This window comes from Exiguobacterium acetylicum (assembly GCF_022170825.1).
Lineage (GTDB): Bacteria > Bacillota > Bacilli > Exiguobacteriales > Exiguobacteriaceae > Exiguobacterium_A > Exiguobacterium_A acetylicum_B.
The window spans coordinates 1,338,786-1,353,775 of record NZ_CP081878.1; the positions used below are offsets into that span (position 1 = coordinate 1,338,786).

Below are 14,990 nucleotides of genomic sequence, written 5' to 3' on the forward strand. Positions count from 1 at the left end.
AAAAGGGAGAGTGTCTACTATTATTCAGTACACCATTTTTCTAATTCTTCGAGGCATAGATGTAACCGAGTAGTTATCATTTCTCGATCCCCCATCTGTTGCGTTGTTTTAGGATTGAGGTGAGGTTGCTGCAAGATTTCGTAGTGCTCATACGCTTCTTGTAATAGCCATAATGTATACTCATCCAGTAACCGTCGAGATTGAGTGATGAATTCGTCTTCATCCAGGTCAAAGAAGTGTCCATTTATAAACCCATCAGCGATTTCATTCAAAATACTACTTTTTTCTTCATAGGCATGATGTATGTATCGTGGGGCATTCGAAAAGGCGGGTAACAGGAATTTGTAACAAAAAACAAAGTAAGCCGCATATTTCAAATCAAAATCTATCTTCGGAAACGGATCAATGATTGCGATATGGTCAGTAGTTAAAATTAAATTTTCTGGTGTTACGTCTTGATTTACGAGAGCGATGTTTTGAACCTGAGTTCGTCTATTTTCAATTAAAGCATGAATATGTTTACCGACTTTTTCTTTATCAAAGTGAAGATCAGAATGAATGAGAGTATCTAAGGCGGTTAAGAGTTGTTCATTTTCTTCCTGCCATAATGCATCGATAGTTTTTAAATCACTACCTCGAAGCGTCTTCCCGTCCCAGTATAATTCTCCGAAACCTTCGATAGATATTTTACGGTTATGTATATGATGATAAATTTGCCCTAATTGCTTACCGTAAGAATCGGCCACATCCTTATGAAGTGATAATAAATCCGTTCCATGACCCATGAACGTCTCTACTGTAAAGACCAGGTCTTCCTCGATAAAATACTGATAAAAGGTAGGGCAACTATCTTGGTAACTATTATTGGCGTGTAAATAATAGGCTTTCGTTGACTCATACTCTGTTATTAACTCTTGTTCATCAATCGGTTGTAGTTCCCCATACGCTTCGTTCTTTTTAATTCGAATCACCAGGTCTTGATCCTCTAACCTAGTTACTCTATAAACAGAGTGCCAAGCTCCTTCACCAATCTTTAGTAGCTGCTCTTCCTTTATGTTCTCAAGATTCCATTTGGTGAATGTTCTGTTCAACGTTTCGATTACAGTTTCATCAAGATCTTCTTTGATCCGTTTCATGTTCTCCAGTTCGCTCCCTAATAAAGTTGTGTCGTAAAAACACCCTCCTGAATACGAATAGTGTCTACGGTAGGATGACGAGTGAGACGGTCCGTTCGCTTGCTTGGTCTTCCGTCTCTAGGTGATGATATTTTTCGAGCAGTGTCCGCATGTCCTGTTGAAAATCATTGAAGGTTTCATCCGTCAGTTGCAATTTCGCAATCGAGAACGTCGAGTGGTCCTGACCTTTCGTTTGAACGGTCTGTTCGAAGTAGGTCTGGTACTGCTGTAAGACGTACATGAAGTAGAACGATACGAAATTTACTTTTTCATCGTACGTTGCACTGTTCCAGTCCGCTTCACTAATCTGATAACCGCTTGTGTTCAAGGCATAGATCTTCTCTTCGACTTTTCCGACGCGCTGAACGGCAACGACTTTCAACAACTGGTCGTCCATCATCGCATTGACTTGTCGGTATAAGGTCGACTGCGGTACATCCGTTAAGCGTTGATTCAGTTGCATGATCGATAAGCCGTCTTCGAGGTCAATCAATTCGAGCGCAATCTTAAAACGGACATGGTTTTTGAATAGATTAAAGTTCATGGGTGTCTAACTCCTTTATCGGTAAGATTCTAAAACTATCTTAGCATGTTTTTGGAAACATTCTTAAAAATGATAATGTAAAAAGAGGAAATGTGATGTACCTCTTGAATGGTTTGTACTAGAGTATAGTAAAGAAAGGAGTTATCATATGAAAAATCCGAGTTATCGCTACGGTACATATGCCCTGATCACGAGTTTTTTCTTATTCTTCATCGTTCAGATGTTCCGAGCGTATATTGAGTTATCACCAGAATTTCTAGGGGAAAACCTTGGAGAATATGGCTTAACGTATTTCCCGATTAGTGCACTTATAGTTGGTTTAGTCTTTTTTAGTCATGGCTGGTGGGTTGAAGATGAGAAAAAGCAGCGTGAAAAGCTAGCTGTCAATAATCAGCAAGAGTCGAACGAATCGGTGTGAATCATACTGTTGATAGAAAAGACCGACAACGAATTTTCGTTGTCGGTCTTTGTCGTTTCATGTGTTCAATTGTTTAAATCGCTTGATCGAAAACGGTGCAATCGGTTCAGTCGTTGATTTTTCGACAATCAATTCACTAAGGACTTTTCCGACTAAGCTGCTGAACTTGAATCCATGACCGGAAAAGCCAGCGGCAATCGCGATATGCGGATAGTCTGGGTGCAAATCGATGATGAAATCTTCGTCCGGTGTCATCGTGTAGAGACAGGTTTTTCCATGAGACAAGGTATCGATTGCTGGCATGAACGTATTCGTGAACTGTTGTAGATCAGTAAGGTCACCCGTCTCCTGACCGAATAGACGGCGCGGCTGATTCGGATCAACCGGGATACCGCCGTCATGGCGTCCGATTTTCAGACCAGCTCGTCCGATACTTGGGAAACCGTAGTAGTATCCAGCGGGTGTATCAAAGGCGAAGGCGGGGAACACCGTGTCGTTGAACACCTCTTCCTCTGCCTTAAACCAAGCGAATGTCTTTCGGACGGGACTAAGCGGTAAGGAGAGTCCGATTTGCTCGAGTAACGGTCCGGACCAGGAACCGGCAGCGACGATCAACGCGTTTGCCGAATAGGTGTCCGGTCCAACGGTTACGTCAACGCCATTAGCACGGGCTGTCAGCATCGTTACTTTTGCATTCGTCCGGATATCGACGCCGTTCGCGACAGCAAGGTCTCGGTATGCTTCGATGCACTCTTCGCACTTCAATACACCAGACGTCGGTTCGAAACAACCGATATAATCGTCAGGCATTGTTAAGCCGGACCAGCGAGTTTTAACTTCCTCTGCTGTCAGAATCTCGAGCGGTAAATCGTATTGCTGAGCACTCTTAATGATTGTCTGCATCGAATGAGACGATCTTTGACCAGCGTTTAAGACTCCTGTGTTCAAGAACAGACTTCGACCGCTGATTTGTTCTAACTCATACCAGAGGCGTTGTGCGGTTAACGCCAGTGGGACGTAAGCTTCTCCTTCACCGTACGCATGGCGAATAATCCGGGTCTCCCCGTGATGACTCGCTTGATCATGCGGCGGATTGTGAGCGTCTAGCAGTAAAATGCTTTGATTGGTTCGTGAGAGATAGTAGCCGGCTGCCATCCCCATGGAACCGGCACCGACGATAATGACATCATAATGGGACATCCAGTTCGACTCCTTCATATGTAAGTTCATACCAGTATAGAGTGAGAACTAGAAAAGAACAAATGAAGGATTAAATCTCGAAGCGACGAGCTTCTTGTTCTAAGTGTTCGGTCCGCTCGTTTAAATCACCGACGAGCGTATGCAACGTCGTGATTGTTGCGATCATCTGCTCTGACGCGGCGGCGACTTCCTCGTTACTTGCGGTATGTTCTTCAGCAACAGCGGCGATTTCCGTCAAGGCATTACGAATGAACCGTTCTGCTTGCAAGACGTCTTCCATCTGTTGCGTCATTTGCTTTGTTGCTGTTGCGACATGCGTGACTTGATCCGTCAACTGTTCAAACGTCGTGTCCGTATCAAGGACGATCTGTTTGCCAGCTACCGTTGCTTCGACCGTCGTCTTGAAGCTCTGCTGCATCTGTTGCGCACTGGCTTCGATTGACGAGACGATTGAAGCAATCTCACTGACGCTACTTGCGACATGGCTCGAAAGGTTCTTGACCTCGGTCGCGACGACGGCGAACCCTTTGCCTTGTTCGCCAGCCCGAGCGGCTTCGATTGCAGCATTGAGTGCAAGTAGATTCGTCTGCTCGGAAATACCGCGGATGATCCCGACGAGCGTCTGGATATCTGATGATTGTTGTTTCAGTAAATCGATTTGTTCCGCCGACTGTGTGACATGTTGGTGAATGTGACCCATCTGTTCAACGGACGCAGACATCTGCTCCCGTCCGATGCGCGTTAAGCTAGCCATCTGATCGGTCGTTCCGTGAATCGCGTGACCGGAGCGATTCGTCGTCTCGATTAACTGGGCGAATCGATTCATCTCGTCATTCAAGGAGAGGGTGACTTGTGTTTGACTTTCGGTTCCGGTCGCGATTTCCGACATCGTATGGGCGATTTGCTGAGAACCATCGAGGACTTCCGTCGTACTTTGGTCAATCGATTGACTCGTCGCTGAGACGAGAGTTGCAGTTTGTTTGATGTCGACGATCATCGTCCGTAACATCTCATTCATATCGCGAATCGAGATCGCAAGCGCATAGATCTCATCTTTCGATGAAATCTGTAAAGCGGTCAATGTCTGTTTCGCGTGATCGAGTCGTCCGTCGGCAATCGCGGCGGCAACCGACTGTAACGTCTCAAGTGGACGTAATTTCCGACCGAGCACGACGTAAAGTAAGACGAGCGTGATCGTTAACAGCAGTAATAACAGTCCGATGAAGATTGGTGCATTTTGTTTTAATAACGCTGTTGTGAGGGCATCGACTTCCTTTGCGGCAATATCAGTTCCAAGGATCCCGATGACGTTCCCTGTCGTATCTTTTAAAGGAACATAAACGCTAATATACTGTCCATAAATCGGATCATTGATGACGTTCGTCGTATGTGTGTCACCCTTTAATACGTCTTTCATATCGGCGACGGTCGCACCGCTTGCTGGAGCATTAATCTTCGCAGCATCTTCTTTCGGCAAACCATCGATCAACAAGCGAACCTTGTTTTGGTCGATACGTGCTGTGTATGTATACAGGAGTCCATTTTGCTTACGTAACGTATCGAGTTGTGTTCGTAACGTTTCATATTGTTCGGAAATGACAGGCGATTGGAGAAATTCGCTATAAGCCGCTGTATCGAACGTCTTGCTGATGCGCAGTGCATCCTTTTCTGCGGTTGCTTTTAACGTCGAGACTGCCGTTTGCTTCGTATTGAAATATAAGGCCAGACTACTAAAAATAAAAAAGGCAATCAAAATCAAACTAATCATTACTAAAAGGCGCGTCCGGATGGAATGGTTCTTGGTTGTATTCTTCACAATCAACTAGTCCTCTCAACTCATATTTTCTATCTATATTTCATTTATCGGTCGCTAAAATACATATTAAACAGGACCTTTTGACGATATTTTTTATGTCACTGCTGGAAAACAAACTGTTTTTTCTAAAAAAAGGATTTATTAAGAATGATTCAGGGCACATATTAGATAGAAAAAAATACAAGTTGAGGGAAGAGGGATTGAGATGGAAAGTGAAGTGGATCATCGAATCAAGGCAAGACATGTACACGAGAATGAATTACGAAGACACGCGGTCAGCACAAAAAAAACAACCTTCCGAGTGATGACGTGTCTACGTTGTCAATCGAAAATCCTGTTGAAACAGGGACATCAAGATAGCCATCAATGTGACACAAACTAAAAAATCTCGCTCTTAGAAACGAGATTAAACAAAGTGTTAGGTAGGAAAAGAAACGGCTAAAATGAAAAATAGAATCATGAACATTTGTTTTTCGATCATTCACGTTAGGATTTCATCGGCAACACATAGCGTAATAACAACTGCTGGATACAAGCAAGTAGTGTTCCAATTGTCAGCGGAGCAAGAATCAAACCCATACCAATGATGATTAGACCGGGTGCGTCGTCCACTTGACCAATATAAAAAAAGACAGGGAACAGACATGTCGTAAGAATTGTAACGATATAAAACGACAGTTTCATCGATTGAATGGAAGCGGTGATGAGCGGAAAAGCCGGAGGAACCATCGATATATATCGGAGAATGCGGAGCGCATGGAACAAAATCAATAGAGTCGGGATGAAGATGAGGTATGCGGTCAATAGAACACTGTAGCCAGGTCGTTCAAGTAACAAGTTATTCATGATACCATGCCAGACAAGTGGGATACCAAGACCAGCTAAACCGAATAAACTGAAGATGATACCGAAGACGATAAACCGTAAATACCGGATTTGCCAGACGAAATGATTCACGATATCAACTCCTTTCAAGGCGGCAAACGTTTCTTTTAGTATACTGCATCCCCCGATAAGCTAATAGAAAATTCAAGTGAAGAGACAACCGCACTTCAAAATAGTGTCATGAAGATGAAATAGATGAAGGAAATGGAGGTCACGTAATGAAACGAGAGCAACATGTTACGCCACATCCTAAAGGTGGCTATCAAGTAAAAGCTGCCGGTGCGACTCGAGCGACCAAGCGATTCGCTACACAGAAAGAAGCGATTGCAGAAGGGCGTCGGATTGCGAAAAGTCAGAAGACGGAGCTCGTCATTCATAACAAAGAAGGGCAGATTCGAGAAAAAGATTCCTACGGACATGATCCATTTCCACCACGAGGTTGAGCCATCATATATGACACGTTCTGATCATCAGAGCGTGTCTTTTTAATGACCATCATGTCAAAAGTTTTTGACATGATGGTCGAAGTTTATTACAGTAGAGGTGTAAAAAGAATTTGACACGTCGTGGAGGAATGAACGTGAGAAACCACATCAAGGAACGACGTCTAGCGGCAAAACTATCGCAACAAGAACTGGCTGACCGCTGTCAGGTCAGTCGACAAACGATCAATGCGATTGAAAACAACAAGTATGATCCGACTTTGCAATTAGCATTTAATATCGCCAAAGTCTTACGGACACAAGTCGATCATCTATTTATCGCAGAACAGGAGGAATCAGATGTCTAAACAGAAAAAAACGCTTCTTTTTTTAGTGACGTTAGTGACATTAGCAATTCTGACGGTCATCAGTATGGTCATCGAAAATAACGTGACGTTCTTTTCAATCGTTCAGTTGGCGATCCTGTTGATCATGTTCTTCTCGTATTTCACGTGGGCACGGACAACGGAGGACGAGCGTCCGGTACCAGATGATGAACTCGGTCAAAAGATTACGACGGAGAGCGGCCTCGTTAGTTACAAAATCCTGATAGTCCTGATTTTTGGATTCATCTGTCTTGATCAATGGATACATGGGTCAGCAAATCTCTTATTGATCGTCTTGTTCGCGATTGCTTTAGTCATCTTACCAATCATTGAATTTATGAAAGCACGATCCTATCGGTGAACAGGAATGACAGTTGATTGTCTGCAAGGAGAATAGTGTAATACATTATAAAAAGACACATTCTAAGTATTAAGAACATGTCTTTGTTAGTGGAAGATGTTGCTGTTTAACAGCGGATTTTCAATCGAGGAGGATAACCGTCGTGGAAGAGTTAGAGTACCGATTGCGAAAATATATTGCTGAGATGGACTTTGAGAAAGCAGCAAAACTATTTTTGGAGTTAACGGAAAAAGAGCGATTCGACATGATTCTTAGTGTAGGATTTGAGACATTTAATCTCACTATATATGCCTTTATGAATTATTTAATACAACACCATGAATCAAGTGAGATACATGATCTGACGTCTTCATTGATGCTACATCCACTTTGTCATCTCGAGGGAGCTTGCGCAATCGCTTTATTCCATGCAAAAAAAGCAGTCGAACTAGATCCTGATAACATCGATTGGTATATCAGTTTGTTGATGTTTGAAAAGCATCCCGATGTCTGGTTTGCGCAATCAGAAGTAGAAGAAGTCTACCGACGGATAAAAGACTTAGAGTCCAGGAATCTAAAGTAAGACCTTAGACAGACCAGTCACTCCGTAGTATCGAATACATATACAAATCATCAAACTGATCACGCGTTTTCTCATATTGTCGGAGCAATCCTTCACGCTTAAAACCAATCCGTTCAAGTAATCGTTGCGAAGCGATGTTTGCCGGTAAGACAAGTGCTTCGATTCGGTTAAGCGAAAGTTCCTTAAAGCCGTATTCGATGACCGCAAGTGCTGCTTCCTTCGCGATGCCTTGTCCCTGATAGGCAGGGTTCAACTCGAATCCGAGTTCTGCCCGTTGATGGCGTTCGGATTGATTCAAGAAACCGCAGCTCCCGATGATCACGTCCGTTTCCGGTAACGAAATCCCAAAACGGATTCCCGTACCGTCACGACGAATCGAGGCGTACCAGTCAATCTCTTCGAGGGCGTCTGCTTCCGACTGGAACGGAGCAAGCCCCATCTGTTTGACGACCTGTTCGTCCGATAAGTAAGCTAAGACGCTCGCCGCGTCTTTTGCTAACACTTCACGTAAGACGAGACGATTCGTTTTAAGCGTTGGGAAGGTATGTAACATTCAAAAAAACTCCTTTTCAATAAAATGTAAAAATTTGTTGTGTTGTAATTAAGGCATATGGTAAGATTCTCCACAACAAGAGCATATCATTTCGTTGACGAGAAAAAGTAGTGATTGTCCCTCTGTCTTACAGAAAACCGGGATTGCTGAGAACCGGGAGCCAGATCAGTCATGAAAATCCTCTCTGAGAAGTCACACTGAACCATTCAGTAAGTGTGACCGGGTGTCCACCGTTACATGGAATGCACATGATAGTGTGCAACTAAGTGCTGTCGAGAACACGTATTCTCGGCGGAATATGGGTGGTATCGCGGTGAAGTCCGTCCCTGTCAAAGGGGGCGGACTTTTTTGTATTCTCTTAGTTATCGACAAAGGAGCGAACAAGAGATGACGTCACAAAGCCAAGCAGAAACCGTACAACAACGCGAGGAGCGTGTTCGAAACAACTGGAAGCAAGACCAGGTCTTCGCACGATCGATTGAACAACGCACGGAAGCGGAATTCGTATTTTACGAAGGACCGCCGACCGCGAACGGCTTACCGCACGTCGGGCATGCACTCGGACGAACCGTCAAAGATGCGGTCGCCCGCTACAAGACGATGCAAGGGTTCAGGGTTGAACGAAAAGCTGGCTGGGATACACATGGACTACCGGTCGAACTCGGTGTCGAAAAGCAACTCGGGATCTCCGGAAAACAAGCGATCGAAGAATACGGTGTCGAAGCATTCATCGCACGCTGTAAGGAAAGCGTCTTTTCCTACGAAACACAGTGGCGCTCCTTTACAGAAAAACTCGGCTACTGGGTCGACATGGATGATCCTTACGTGACGATGGAGGATGATTATATCGAGAGTGTCTGGCATATCCTCGGAACGATCCATGATAAAGGCTGGTTGACGAAAGGACACCGCGTGTCACCTTATTGTCCGAGCTGTCAGACGTCGCTCAGTTCGCATGAAGTCGCACAAGGCTACCAGGACGTGACGGACTTGTCAGCGACGGTTCAACTACCCGTCGTCGGCACAGAGGAGACGTATTTACTCGCTTGGACGACGACACCATGGACACTACCAGCTAACGTCGCGGTTGCCGTCCATCCGGAATTGACCTACGTCACCGTAGCGTTTGAAGGAAAACGTTTCGTCGTCGCAAAAGCGTTGGTCGCTGAACTGTTCTCAGAATCCGTCGAGGTCGTATCCGAACAGCTCGGTGCGGAACTCGTCGGCTTGCGGTATGAACCACCGTTTGATTTCGTGACACCCGAGAACGGTCACACGGTCGTCAGTGCATCCTTCGTCCAAGCGACAAGCGGAACCGGACTTGTCCATCTTGCTCCGGCATACGGGGAAGAGGATTACCGAGTCGTCCGTGAAAACGGACTGTCGTTCGTCAACGTCGTCGATGCTGCTGGTTGTTACACGGCGGATGTCCCACCACTTGCTGGACGATTGGTCAAAGAATCAGACGTCGCCATCATCCAACTGCTCGCTGAGCGGGGGCGTTTATTTGCGAAGGAACGCTATACGCACAGCTATCCGCATTGTTGGCGATGCGATGCACCATTACTTTATTACGCACAAGATAACTGGTTCATCGAGACGACGGCTGTTAAGGAACAGCTCCTTGCGAACAACGCGTCTGTGACGTGGTATCCCGATCACGTCAAGGAAGGGCGATTCGGGAAGTTCCTCGAGCAACTCGTCGACTGGAATATCAGTCGCAATCGCTATTGGGGGACACCACTGAACGTCTGGGAATGTGACACGTGTGATACGACGTTCGTTCCGAAAAGTAAAGCGGATTTATTACGCCGGACGACAGCAACGACAGAATCGGTCGAGTTGCATAAACCGTACGTTGACGCATTAGCGGTTTCGTGTCCAACGTGTCAAGGAGTGATGCACCGGACACCAGAAGTGATCGATGTCTGGTTTGATAGCGGAGCGATGCCGTTTGCACAGCAGCACTATCCGTCGCGGACGCAGACGCTTAACCGGTATCCGGCGGATGTCGTCATCGAAGGGATTGATCAGACACGCGGCTGGTTCTATAGTTTGCAGGCAATCTCAACGCTCTTTACCGGACAATCCGCTTATAAACGGGTCCTCGCACTCGGTCATGTCCTCGATGAAAACGGACAGAAGATGTCGAAGAGTCGAGGCAATGCGCTTGATCCGGTGGCCTTGATCGATGCTTATGGTGCCGACAGTCTGCGCTGGGCACTACTCGTCGATAGTAGTCCATGGAGTGCGAAACGGTTTACCGAACGGATCGTCCAGGAAGCGAAATCAAAACTAGTCGATACACTGGATCACGCCGTCCAGTTTTATCTGACGTATGCTGAGCTAGATGGATTTGATGGCTCACGTCCGCAAAAACGGACGCGACTCGACGAATGGCTCCTCTCACGTGTTCATCAGACGACACACGACGTGACGGTTGCGATGGACGATTATCAATTGACTCAAGCAACCCGCAGTCTCGCGCAACTCGTCGATGAGATCAGCAATTGGTACATCCGTCGTTCCCGGGAGCGGTTCTGGCAAGCTGACTGGTCGGAAGAGAAACAAGCTGCGTACACGACGCTTCATTTCGCACTTTCGACGACAGCACGATTGCTCGCCCCATTCACGCCATATCTTGCAGATGATGTCTACAAGCGATTGACGGGAATGAGCGTGCACTTAGCGGATTATCCGGTGGCAGACTCGACGTTGATCCAACCTACTCTGGAATACGAGATGACACAGGTCGTCACTGTTGTTGAGCTAGGACGACAAGTGCGAAATACACATGCCTTAAAGGTCAAACAACCGCTTGCTAGCCTAAGTGTCCAATCGAGCGATACCTTATCGTGGTCGGACTATGTGGCACTCATCAAAGAAGAGCTGAATGTAAAAGACGTACAGTTCTTATCAACGACTGGTGAGACGACGCAGTTCCGCCTTAAACTGAATTTCCGCGAAGCCGGAGCAAAATTTGCGCAACAGGCGAATGCGATCCATCAATGGTTACAACAACTGCCAGAGCAGGAGACGATGCACTTGCTAGAAACGGGCAGCGTATCGTATCAGACAGCACTTGGACATGAAGTAGAAGTAAGTCTGACCGATGTCATCGTCGAACCGATCGTTAAGACAGGATTTGCTGCCGCAACGGAAAGTGGACTTACCGTGACGCTCGATACCCGAATCACGGAAGCTCTGGAGCAGGAACGCTGGATGCGGGAGCTCGTCCGCTATATCAAGTCTGAACGGAAGGCACATGATTTATCGCGTGACGCACGAATCGATCTCGTCTTGTCGGTCGATGCGACGTTCCAACCGATCGTCGAGACGTTTGAGCCTTTGTTATTCAAACATCTCGCCTTATCCTCCGTGCGAACAGAACCGCTACAGGGAGCAGGGGATATCCAGTTAGGTGGACACGATGTCGGTGTCTCGTTCTCACCGATGAAAGAATATTGTTAAGGAGAAGATCATGATTGCATTAGAAGCATTAAAAGGTCGACTCGTCGACGGATTATTAGAGGTTCAAAAAGAAGAAGGATATGTTGCCCGGGAGCGCTTTATCTTCCATTCCGGAGCAACGGACGAACAGCTCGCGCTGTTACCTGACTGGACGACAGACGATTACAAGACGTTCTTACGTCAACACAACGGCGCGAAGCTCTTTCAGCACGAAACGTTATCGTATAACGATGGATTCGAACTCTTTTCGATCGAAGATTGCCTGACGTATAGCGAAATTTGGGAATGTCCCGAAAACTTCTTAGCGATCGGCGTAGGACCGGACGGGGAGTGGATCGTCTACGAGATGAATCGTCCGGCAGGAAATCGAATCTGGAGTGGGGAATTTCTTATTTTCGAGGAGTGGGAAGAAGACGCGATGCCGTTCGGATTTGAGCGATGGCTTGATTACTTAATCGTCGCGCAAGGTACACAATTTTGGGATTGGTTCCGTTAAGAGAGGGAGAGCGTTATTGGACATTCAATTAAAGACAGCGTCACGTGAAGACGCTACAAACCTTCATACGATTCAACTCAAGGCATTTTCAGAGACGCTCGAACGATACCAAGATCATGCGACGAATCCGGCGAACGAATCGATTGATCGTGTCATTCACCGGATCACGCATCCAAGCAGTACGTTCCATCAAATCATTGTCGACGATGTCGTCGTCGGCGGGATTTGTGTCGTTACGAAAGCCCCGAGTCGCTACGCGATCAGTCCGATGTTCTTAGATCCAGCCCGTCAAGGTGAAGGGATCGCACAACGCGCATTACAGCTCGTTGAAGCAGCGTATCCGACTGCAACGACATGGGAGCTGCGGACGATTCGCGAAGAGACGCGCAATTGTTATTTCTATGAGAAGATGGGTTACCGATTGACCGGTGTCAGTCAACCGCTCAATGAACGAGCGACACTTGTTTCTTATCAAAAAACTGTGTCTCAGTGAGCTCGTTTTGTCGGAAGGAAGAACCACCATAGATTCGTTAAAAGAGCGGCAAGGACGGCAAAGTTAAACAGATAAAGGCAAAAGAAGAAGACGAACTCACCGATGTCCTCAAGGTTAGCTAACGGATTATCGACCAGGTACGATTCGTGACTGACTCCGAAGATGAACAAAGGAAAGAAGACATAGAAGTATCGTTTCCAAAAGAATGACGCACGACCTGTTTGGGACATTTGAGCACCTCCTGAATGGAATGACACGCTTCTTCTGACCGGAAGAAGCGTGTGTTTGTTTACGATAACGACGGTGTTCCGACGATTTCGACGTGTCGCGTGAGCGTATCAAACAAGCGTGTCCGCGTATCGTTATGAGACAGCAGTACCGGCTCACCGGTCTCGTCATAGATGAAGGCAATCGGAATCGAAAAACCACAGTTACGGTACGAACCATCGGCATGACTCGTCCCGATCATGAGTGCTTGTTGGGCCTGACTGATGATACGCGCTTCACCAGACCACTCGGCATACTGTTCTTCACTAAACATACCGACACCGATCGGATTGAAGATGAGATCAAGTCCGGACTCTTCGCGTAGTCCGTCGTTTCCTAAGAAGATTTCGCGACAGAGGACGTACCCGTAACGTAACGCACCATCGTGTACTGTTGATGGTGTATAAAGAGGTCCGGCTTCCGGTGTCTTCGCGCGATCAAGGAGACTCGTCCCGGTCGCATCGATGATGACGGCTCGATCGAGATTCGTCGCATCTTTATAACCCAGGACGACGGCTGTCTTGAACAGTTTGGCAAGGTGTTGCACACGATCGAGTTCTGCGATCGTGCAGTATCCTTCCGGATAGACAATCAGATCGACTTCAGGATAAGCGGCAATTTCGCGTTCAAATTGTGCGAGCCCGGTCTCGCGTTTCGGTTGAGCAATTAATAATTTCATCAAAACATCCTCTCATGCATAAATATATCTGAAAAATCAGACTTTCCATTCGTCATGATTTTACCATTAGTGGTAAAATAAAGCATATCGCTTTTTGATAAATTTTACTGTAAGTGAAGGAAGGTCAATAGCATGAACATTTCAAAAACCACTCTTGTAACACATCATCTACAGGCGATGAAAAACTTTTACATAGATCAGATCGGGTTCCCGCTCGTCTCGAAAACAAACGAATCCTTTACGATGCAAATCGGCACGGATCAACTGACGTATCGGCAGACGGATGATGTCGATACGCAATACCATATGGCGTTCAACATTCCGGAGAATGTCTTCCAAGAAGGAAAAGCGTGGCTTGAAGCGCGGGCACCGCTCTTGATTGAAGACGGACAGGATGAGATTTATTTTGACTTCACGGACTCGCATTCCTGCTACTTTTATGATCCAGATGAGAACGTACTCGAACTGATTGCGCGGCATCAAATCAATCCGACGAAAGAAGATCAAACGTTTGATGTATCGGATATCCTCGGGATTGGTGAGATGAGTCTGACGGTGAAAGATGTGCTTGCTGTTGGTGAACAATTGGCTGACATCGGTGTTCTCGAGCGTCGCGAACGTCCACTTAACGGCGCATCACTCAACTTCCTCGGACCGGTCGCGGATGGCACGCATATCTTGCTCGTTCCAGAAGGACGGACGTGGTTGTTCTCACCGAAGACAGCGAAAGTCAGTCCAATCGAGATGGAACTCGATGGGCGACACCGTGTTCGGCTTGACTCAAATGGTGTATGGCACCAAAGTGCAGTATCTTCGTAATCAACTATTTTGAAAAGTGAGGGAAGTAGGATGAACAAAGCCTCAAATGCGAGTATCGCGTTCGGATTATTGTTGTTCGTGTGTGGCTTCTTTTTTCTATTTGGTTATTTGACCCGGTCGATGCCGATTCAACAAGGCGGTGACCCGGTCGTGTTACCAGTCGCAGCACTCCTCGTTCTCCTACCGTTCGTCGTCCGGGAAGGCATGCGTGTCTTGATGTATGTCTCGCTGACACGTCGACAAGTCGTAGTACTGATCGTACTTGCGATTAGCGGGATTATGTTAAGTACTTGGATTGAGATGCAGCAGAATCCGGCAGTGATCGGTCTCCGTTCGCTCTTTACGATTCATACGTATGTCCTCTTTGTTTCAGGCATCATCTTGTTGTGTCTCCTATTGACAGGGATCAAACGGATGCGCATGAGAACAAGGGTAATTTAATG

18 protein-coding genes and 1 other annotated feature are annotated in these 14,990 nt (G+C 46.4%); of the genes, 10 read left to right on the forward strand and 8 right to left on the reverse strand.

From position 1 onward, the window contains the following. Positions 1–20 precede the first annotated feature (20 nt). Together K6T22_RS06870 and K6T22_RS06875 are read right to left on the reverse strand one after the other, a co-directional pair. Positions 21–1,136: a hypothetical protein gene (locus tag K6T22_RS06870; RefSeq protein WP_238239621.1), complete on the reverse strand. Its 1,116-nt coding sequence runs from the start codon at positions 1,134–1,136 to the stop codon at positions 21–23. 64 nt (positions 1,137–1,200) lie between these two features. Further along, a complete protein-coding gene (locus K6T22_RS06875; RefSeq protein WP_238239622.1) occupies positions 1,201–1,719 on the reverse strand; it encodes a helix-turn-helix domain-containing protein in 519 nt (172 codons plus the stop codon). Positions 1,720–1,867: 148 nt separating this feature from the next. Here K6T22_RS06875 and K6T22_RS06880 point away from each other — a divergent pair, with 148 nt between their 5' ends. Next, complete coding sequence (locus K6T22_RS06880) at positions 1,868–2,137, forward strand: hypothetical protein (RefSeq protein ID WP_238239623.1); 270 nt, start codon at positions 1,868–1,870, stop codon at positions 2,135–2,137. Between the two features lie 57 nt (positions 2,138–2,194). Here K6T22_RS06880 and solA read toward each other — a convergent pair whose 3' ends face one another. The 3 genes from solA to K6T22_RS06895 form a co-directional block, all read right to left on the reverse strand. After that, entirely contained in the window at positions 2,195–3,337 is a 1,143-nt protein-coding gene (gene solA, locus K6T22_RS06885) for an N-methyl-L-tryptophan oxidase (RefSeq protein ID WP_238239624.1), read from the reverse strand. Positions 3,338–3,407: 70 nt separating this feature from the next. Then, on the reverse strand, positions 3,408–5,153 hold the full coding sequence (locus K6T22_RS06890) for a methyl-accepting chemotaxis protein (RefSeq protein WP_238239625.1): 1,746 nt from the start codon (positions 5,151–5,153) through the stop codon (positions 3,408–3,410). A gap of 486 nt (positions 5,154–5,639) precedes the next feature. Then, complete coding sequence (locus K6T22_RS06895; RefSeq protein ID WP_238239626.1) at positions 5,640–6,110, reverse strand: DUF2975 domain-containing protein; 471 nt, start codon at positions 6,108–6,110, stop codon at positions 5,640–5,642. Positions 6,111–6,256: 146 nt separating this feature from the next. Between K6T22_RS06895 and K6T22_RS06900 the strand changes: the two genes are divergently transcribed. From K6T22_RS06900 to K6T22_RS06915, 4 genes are all read left to right on the forward strand, one after another. Continuing rightward, complete coding sequence (locus K6T22_RS06900; RefSeq protein ID WP_029341445.1) at positions 6,257–6,481, forward strand: DUF2188 domain-containing protein; 225 nt, start codon at positions 6,257–6,259, stop codon at positions 6,479–6,481. 131 nt (positions 6,482–6,612) lie between these two features. Further along, complete coding sequence (locus tag K6T22_RS06905) at positions 6,613–6,828, forward strand: helix-turn-helix transcriptional regulator (protein WP_337927122.1); 216 nt, start codon at positions 6,613–6,615, stop codon at positions 6,826–6,828. Next, positions 6,821–7,207 carry a hypothetical protein gene (locus tag K6T22_RS06910; RefSeq protein WP_238239628.1) on the forward strand — a complete coding sequence of 129 codons (387 nt, stop codon included), beginning with the start codon at positions 6,821–6,823 and terminating at the stop codon, positions 7,205–7,207. Before K6T22_RS06905 ends, K6T22_RS06910 begins: the two co-directional genes overlap by 8 nt. A 142-nt stretch (positions 7,208–7,349) precedes the next feature. Continuing rightward, positions 7,350–7,769: a hypothetical protein gene (locus tag K6T22_RS06915; RefSeq protein WP_238239629.1), complete on the forward strand. Its 420-nt coding sequence runs from the start codon at positions 7,350–7,352 to the stop codon at positions 7,767–7,769. A 4-nt stretch (positions 7,770–7,773) separates the two neighbouring features. On the opposite strand, the gene K6T22_RS06920 is transcribed toward K6T22_RS06915, so the two are convergent. Next, entirely contained in the window at positions 7,774–8,322 is a 549-nt protein-coding gene (locus K6T22_RS06920) for a GNAT family N-acetyltransferase (protein WP_238239631.1), read from the reverse strand. An 85-nt stretch (positions 8,323–8,407) separates the two neighbouring features. Further along, positions 8,408–8,653: a binding site (T-box leader), on the forward strand. 56 nt (positions 8,654–8,709) lie between these two features. Between K6T22_RS06920 and ileS the strand changes: the two genes are divergently transcribed. From ileS to K6T22_RS06935, 3 genes are read left to right on the forward strand one after another with little or no spacing between them, the layout of a single operon-like run. Beyond that, entirely contained in the window at positions 8,710–11,793 is a 3,084-nt protein-coding gene (gene ileS / locus K6T22_RS06925) for an isoleucine--tRNA ligase (protein ID WP_238239632.1), read from the forward strand. A 10-nt stretch (positions 11,794–11,803) separates the two neighbouring features. Beyond that, complete coding sequence (locus K6T22_RS06930) at positions 11,804–12,289, forward strand: SMI1/KNR4 family protein (RefSeq protein ID WP_238239634.1); 486 nt, start codon at positions 11,804–11,806, stop codon at positions 12,287–12,289. A gap of 16 nt (positions 12,290–12,305) precedes the next feature. Continuing rightward, positions 12,306–12,782, forward strand: coding sequence for a GNAT family N-acetyltransferase (locus tag K6T22_RS06935; RefSeq protein WP_238239635.1), 477 nt, complete (start codon positions 12,306–12,308; stop codon positions 12,780–12,782). Here the strand turns inward: K6T22_RS06935 and K6T22_RS06940 are convergent. Together K6T22_RS06940 and K6T22_RS06945 are read right to left on the reverse strand one after the other, a co-directional pair. Continuing rightward, positions 12,776–13,012 carry a hypothetical protein gene (locus K6T22_RS06940; protein WP_238239636.1) on the reverse strand — a complete coding sequence of 79 codons (237 nt, stop codon included), beginning with the start codon at positions 13,010–13,012 and terminating at the stop codon, positions 12,776–12,778. The two genes, K6T22_RS06935 and K6T22_RS06940, sit on opposite strands and share 7 nt — an antisense overlap. A 59-nt stretch (positions 13,013–13,071) precedes the next feature. Continuing rightward, positions 13,072–13,728, reverse strand: coding sequence for a hypothetical protein (locus K6T22_RS06945; protein ID WP_238239637.1), 657 nt, complete (start codon positions 13,726–13,728; stop codon positions 13,072–13,074). Between the two features lie 132 nt (positions 13,729–13,860). Between K6T22_RS06945 and K6T22_RS06950 the strand changes: the two genes are divergently transcribed. Then, positions 13,861–14,547, forward strand: a complete 687-nt coding sequence (locus tag K6T22_RS06950) for a glyoxalase (protein ID WP_238239638.1) — start codon at positions 13,861–13,863, stop codon at positions 14,545–14,547. 30 nt (positions 14,548–14,577) lie between these two features. Continuing rightward, a complete protein-coding gene (locus tag K6T22_RS06955; RefSeq protein ID WP_238239639.1) occupies positions 14,578–14,988 on the forward strand; it encodes a hypothetical protein in 411 nt (136 codons plus the stop codon). Positions 14,989–14,990: the final 2 nt, after the last annotated feature.

Coding starts and splice junctions, on each gene's coding strand:
- K6T22_RS06870 (WP_238239621.1), bottom strand. CDS start 1,136: ATGAAACGGATCAAAGAAGATCTTGATGAAACTGTAATCGAAACGTTG.
- K6T22_RS06875 (WP_238239622.1), bottom strand. CDS start 1,719: ATGAACTTTAATCTATTCAAAAACCATGTCCGTTTTAAGATTGCGCTC.
- K6T22_RS06880 (WP_238239623.1), top strand. CDS start 1,868: ATGAAAAATCCGAGTTATCGCTACGGTACATATGCCCTGATCACGAGT.
- solA (WP_238239624.1), bottom strand. CDS start 3,337: ATGTCCCATTATGATGTCATTATCGTCGGTGCCGGTTCCATGGGGATG.
- K6T22_RS06900 (WP_029341445.1), top strand. CDS start 6,257: ATGAAACGAGAGCAACATGTTACGCCACATCCTAAAGGTGGCTATCAA.
- K6T22_RS06905 (WP_337927122.1), top strand. CDS start 6,613: ATGAACGTGAGAAACCACATCAAGGAACGACGTCTAGCGGCAAAACTA.
- K6T22_RS06910 (WP_238239628.1), top strand. CDS start 6,821: ATGTCTAAACAGAAAAAAACGCTTCTTTTTTTAGTGACGTTAGTGACA.
- K6T22_RS06920 (WP_238239631.1), bottom strand. CDS start 8,322: ATGTTACATACCTTCCCAACGCTTAAAACGAATCGTCTCGTCTTACGT.
- ileS (WP_238239632.1), top strand. CDS start 8,710: ATGACGTCACAAAGCCAAGCAGAAACCGTACAACAACGCGAGGAGCGT.
- K6T22_RS06930 (WP_238239634.1), top strand. CDS start 11,804: ATGATTGCATTAGAAGCATTAAAAGGTCGACTCGTCGACGGATTATTA.
- K6T22_RS06940 (WP_238239636.1), bottom strand. CDS start 13,012: ATGTCCCAAACAGGTCGTGCGTCATTCTTTTGGAAACGATACTTCTAT.
- K6T22_RS06945 (WP_238239637.1), bottom strand. CDS start 13,728: ATGAAATTATTAATTGCTCAACCGAAACGCGAGACCGGGCTCGCACAA.
- K6T22_RS06950 (WP_238239638.1), top strand. CDS start 13,861: ATGAACATTTCAAAAACCACTCTTGTAACACATCATCTACAGGCGATG.
- K6T22_RS06955 (WP_238239639.1), top strand. CDS start 14,578: ATGAACAAAGCCTCAAATGCGAGTATCGCGTTCGGATTATTGTTGTTC.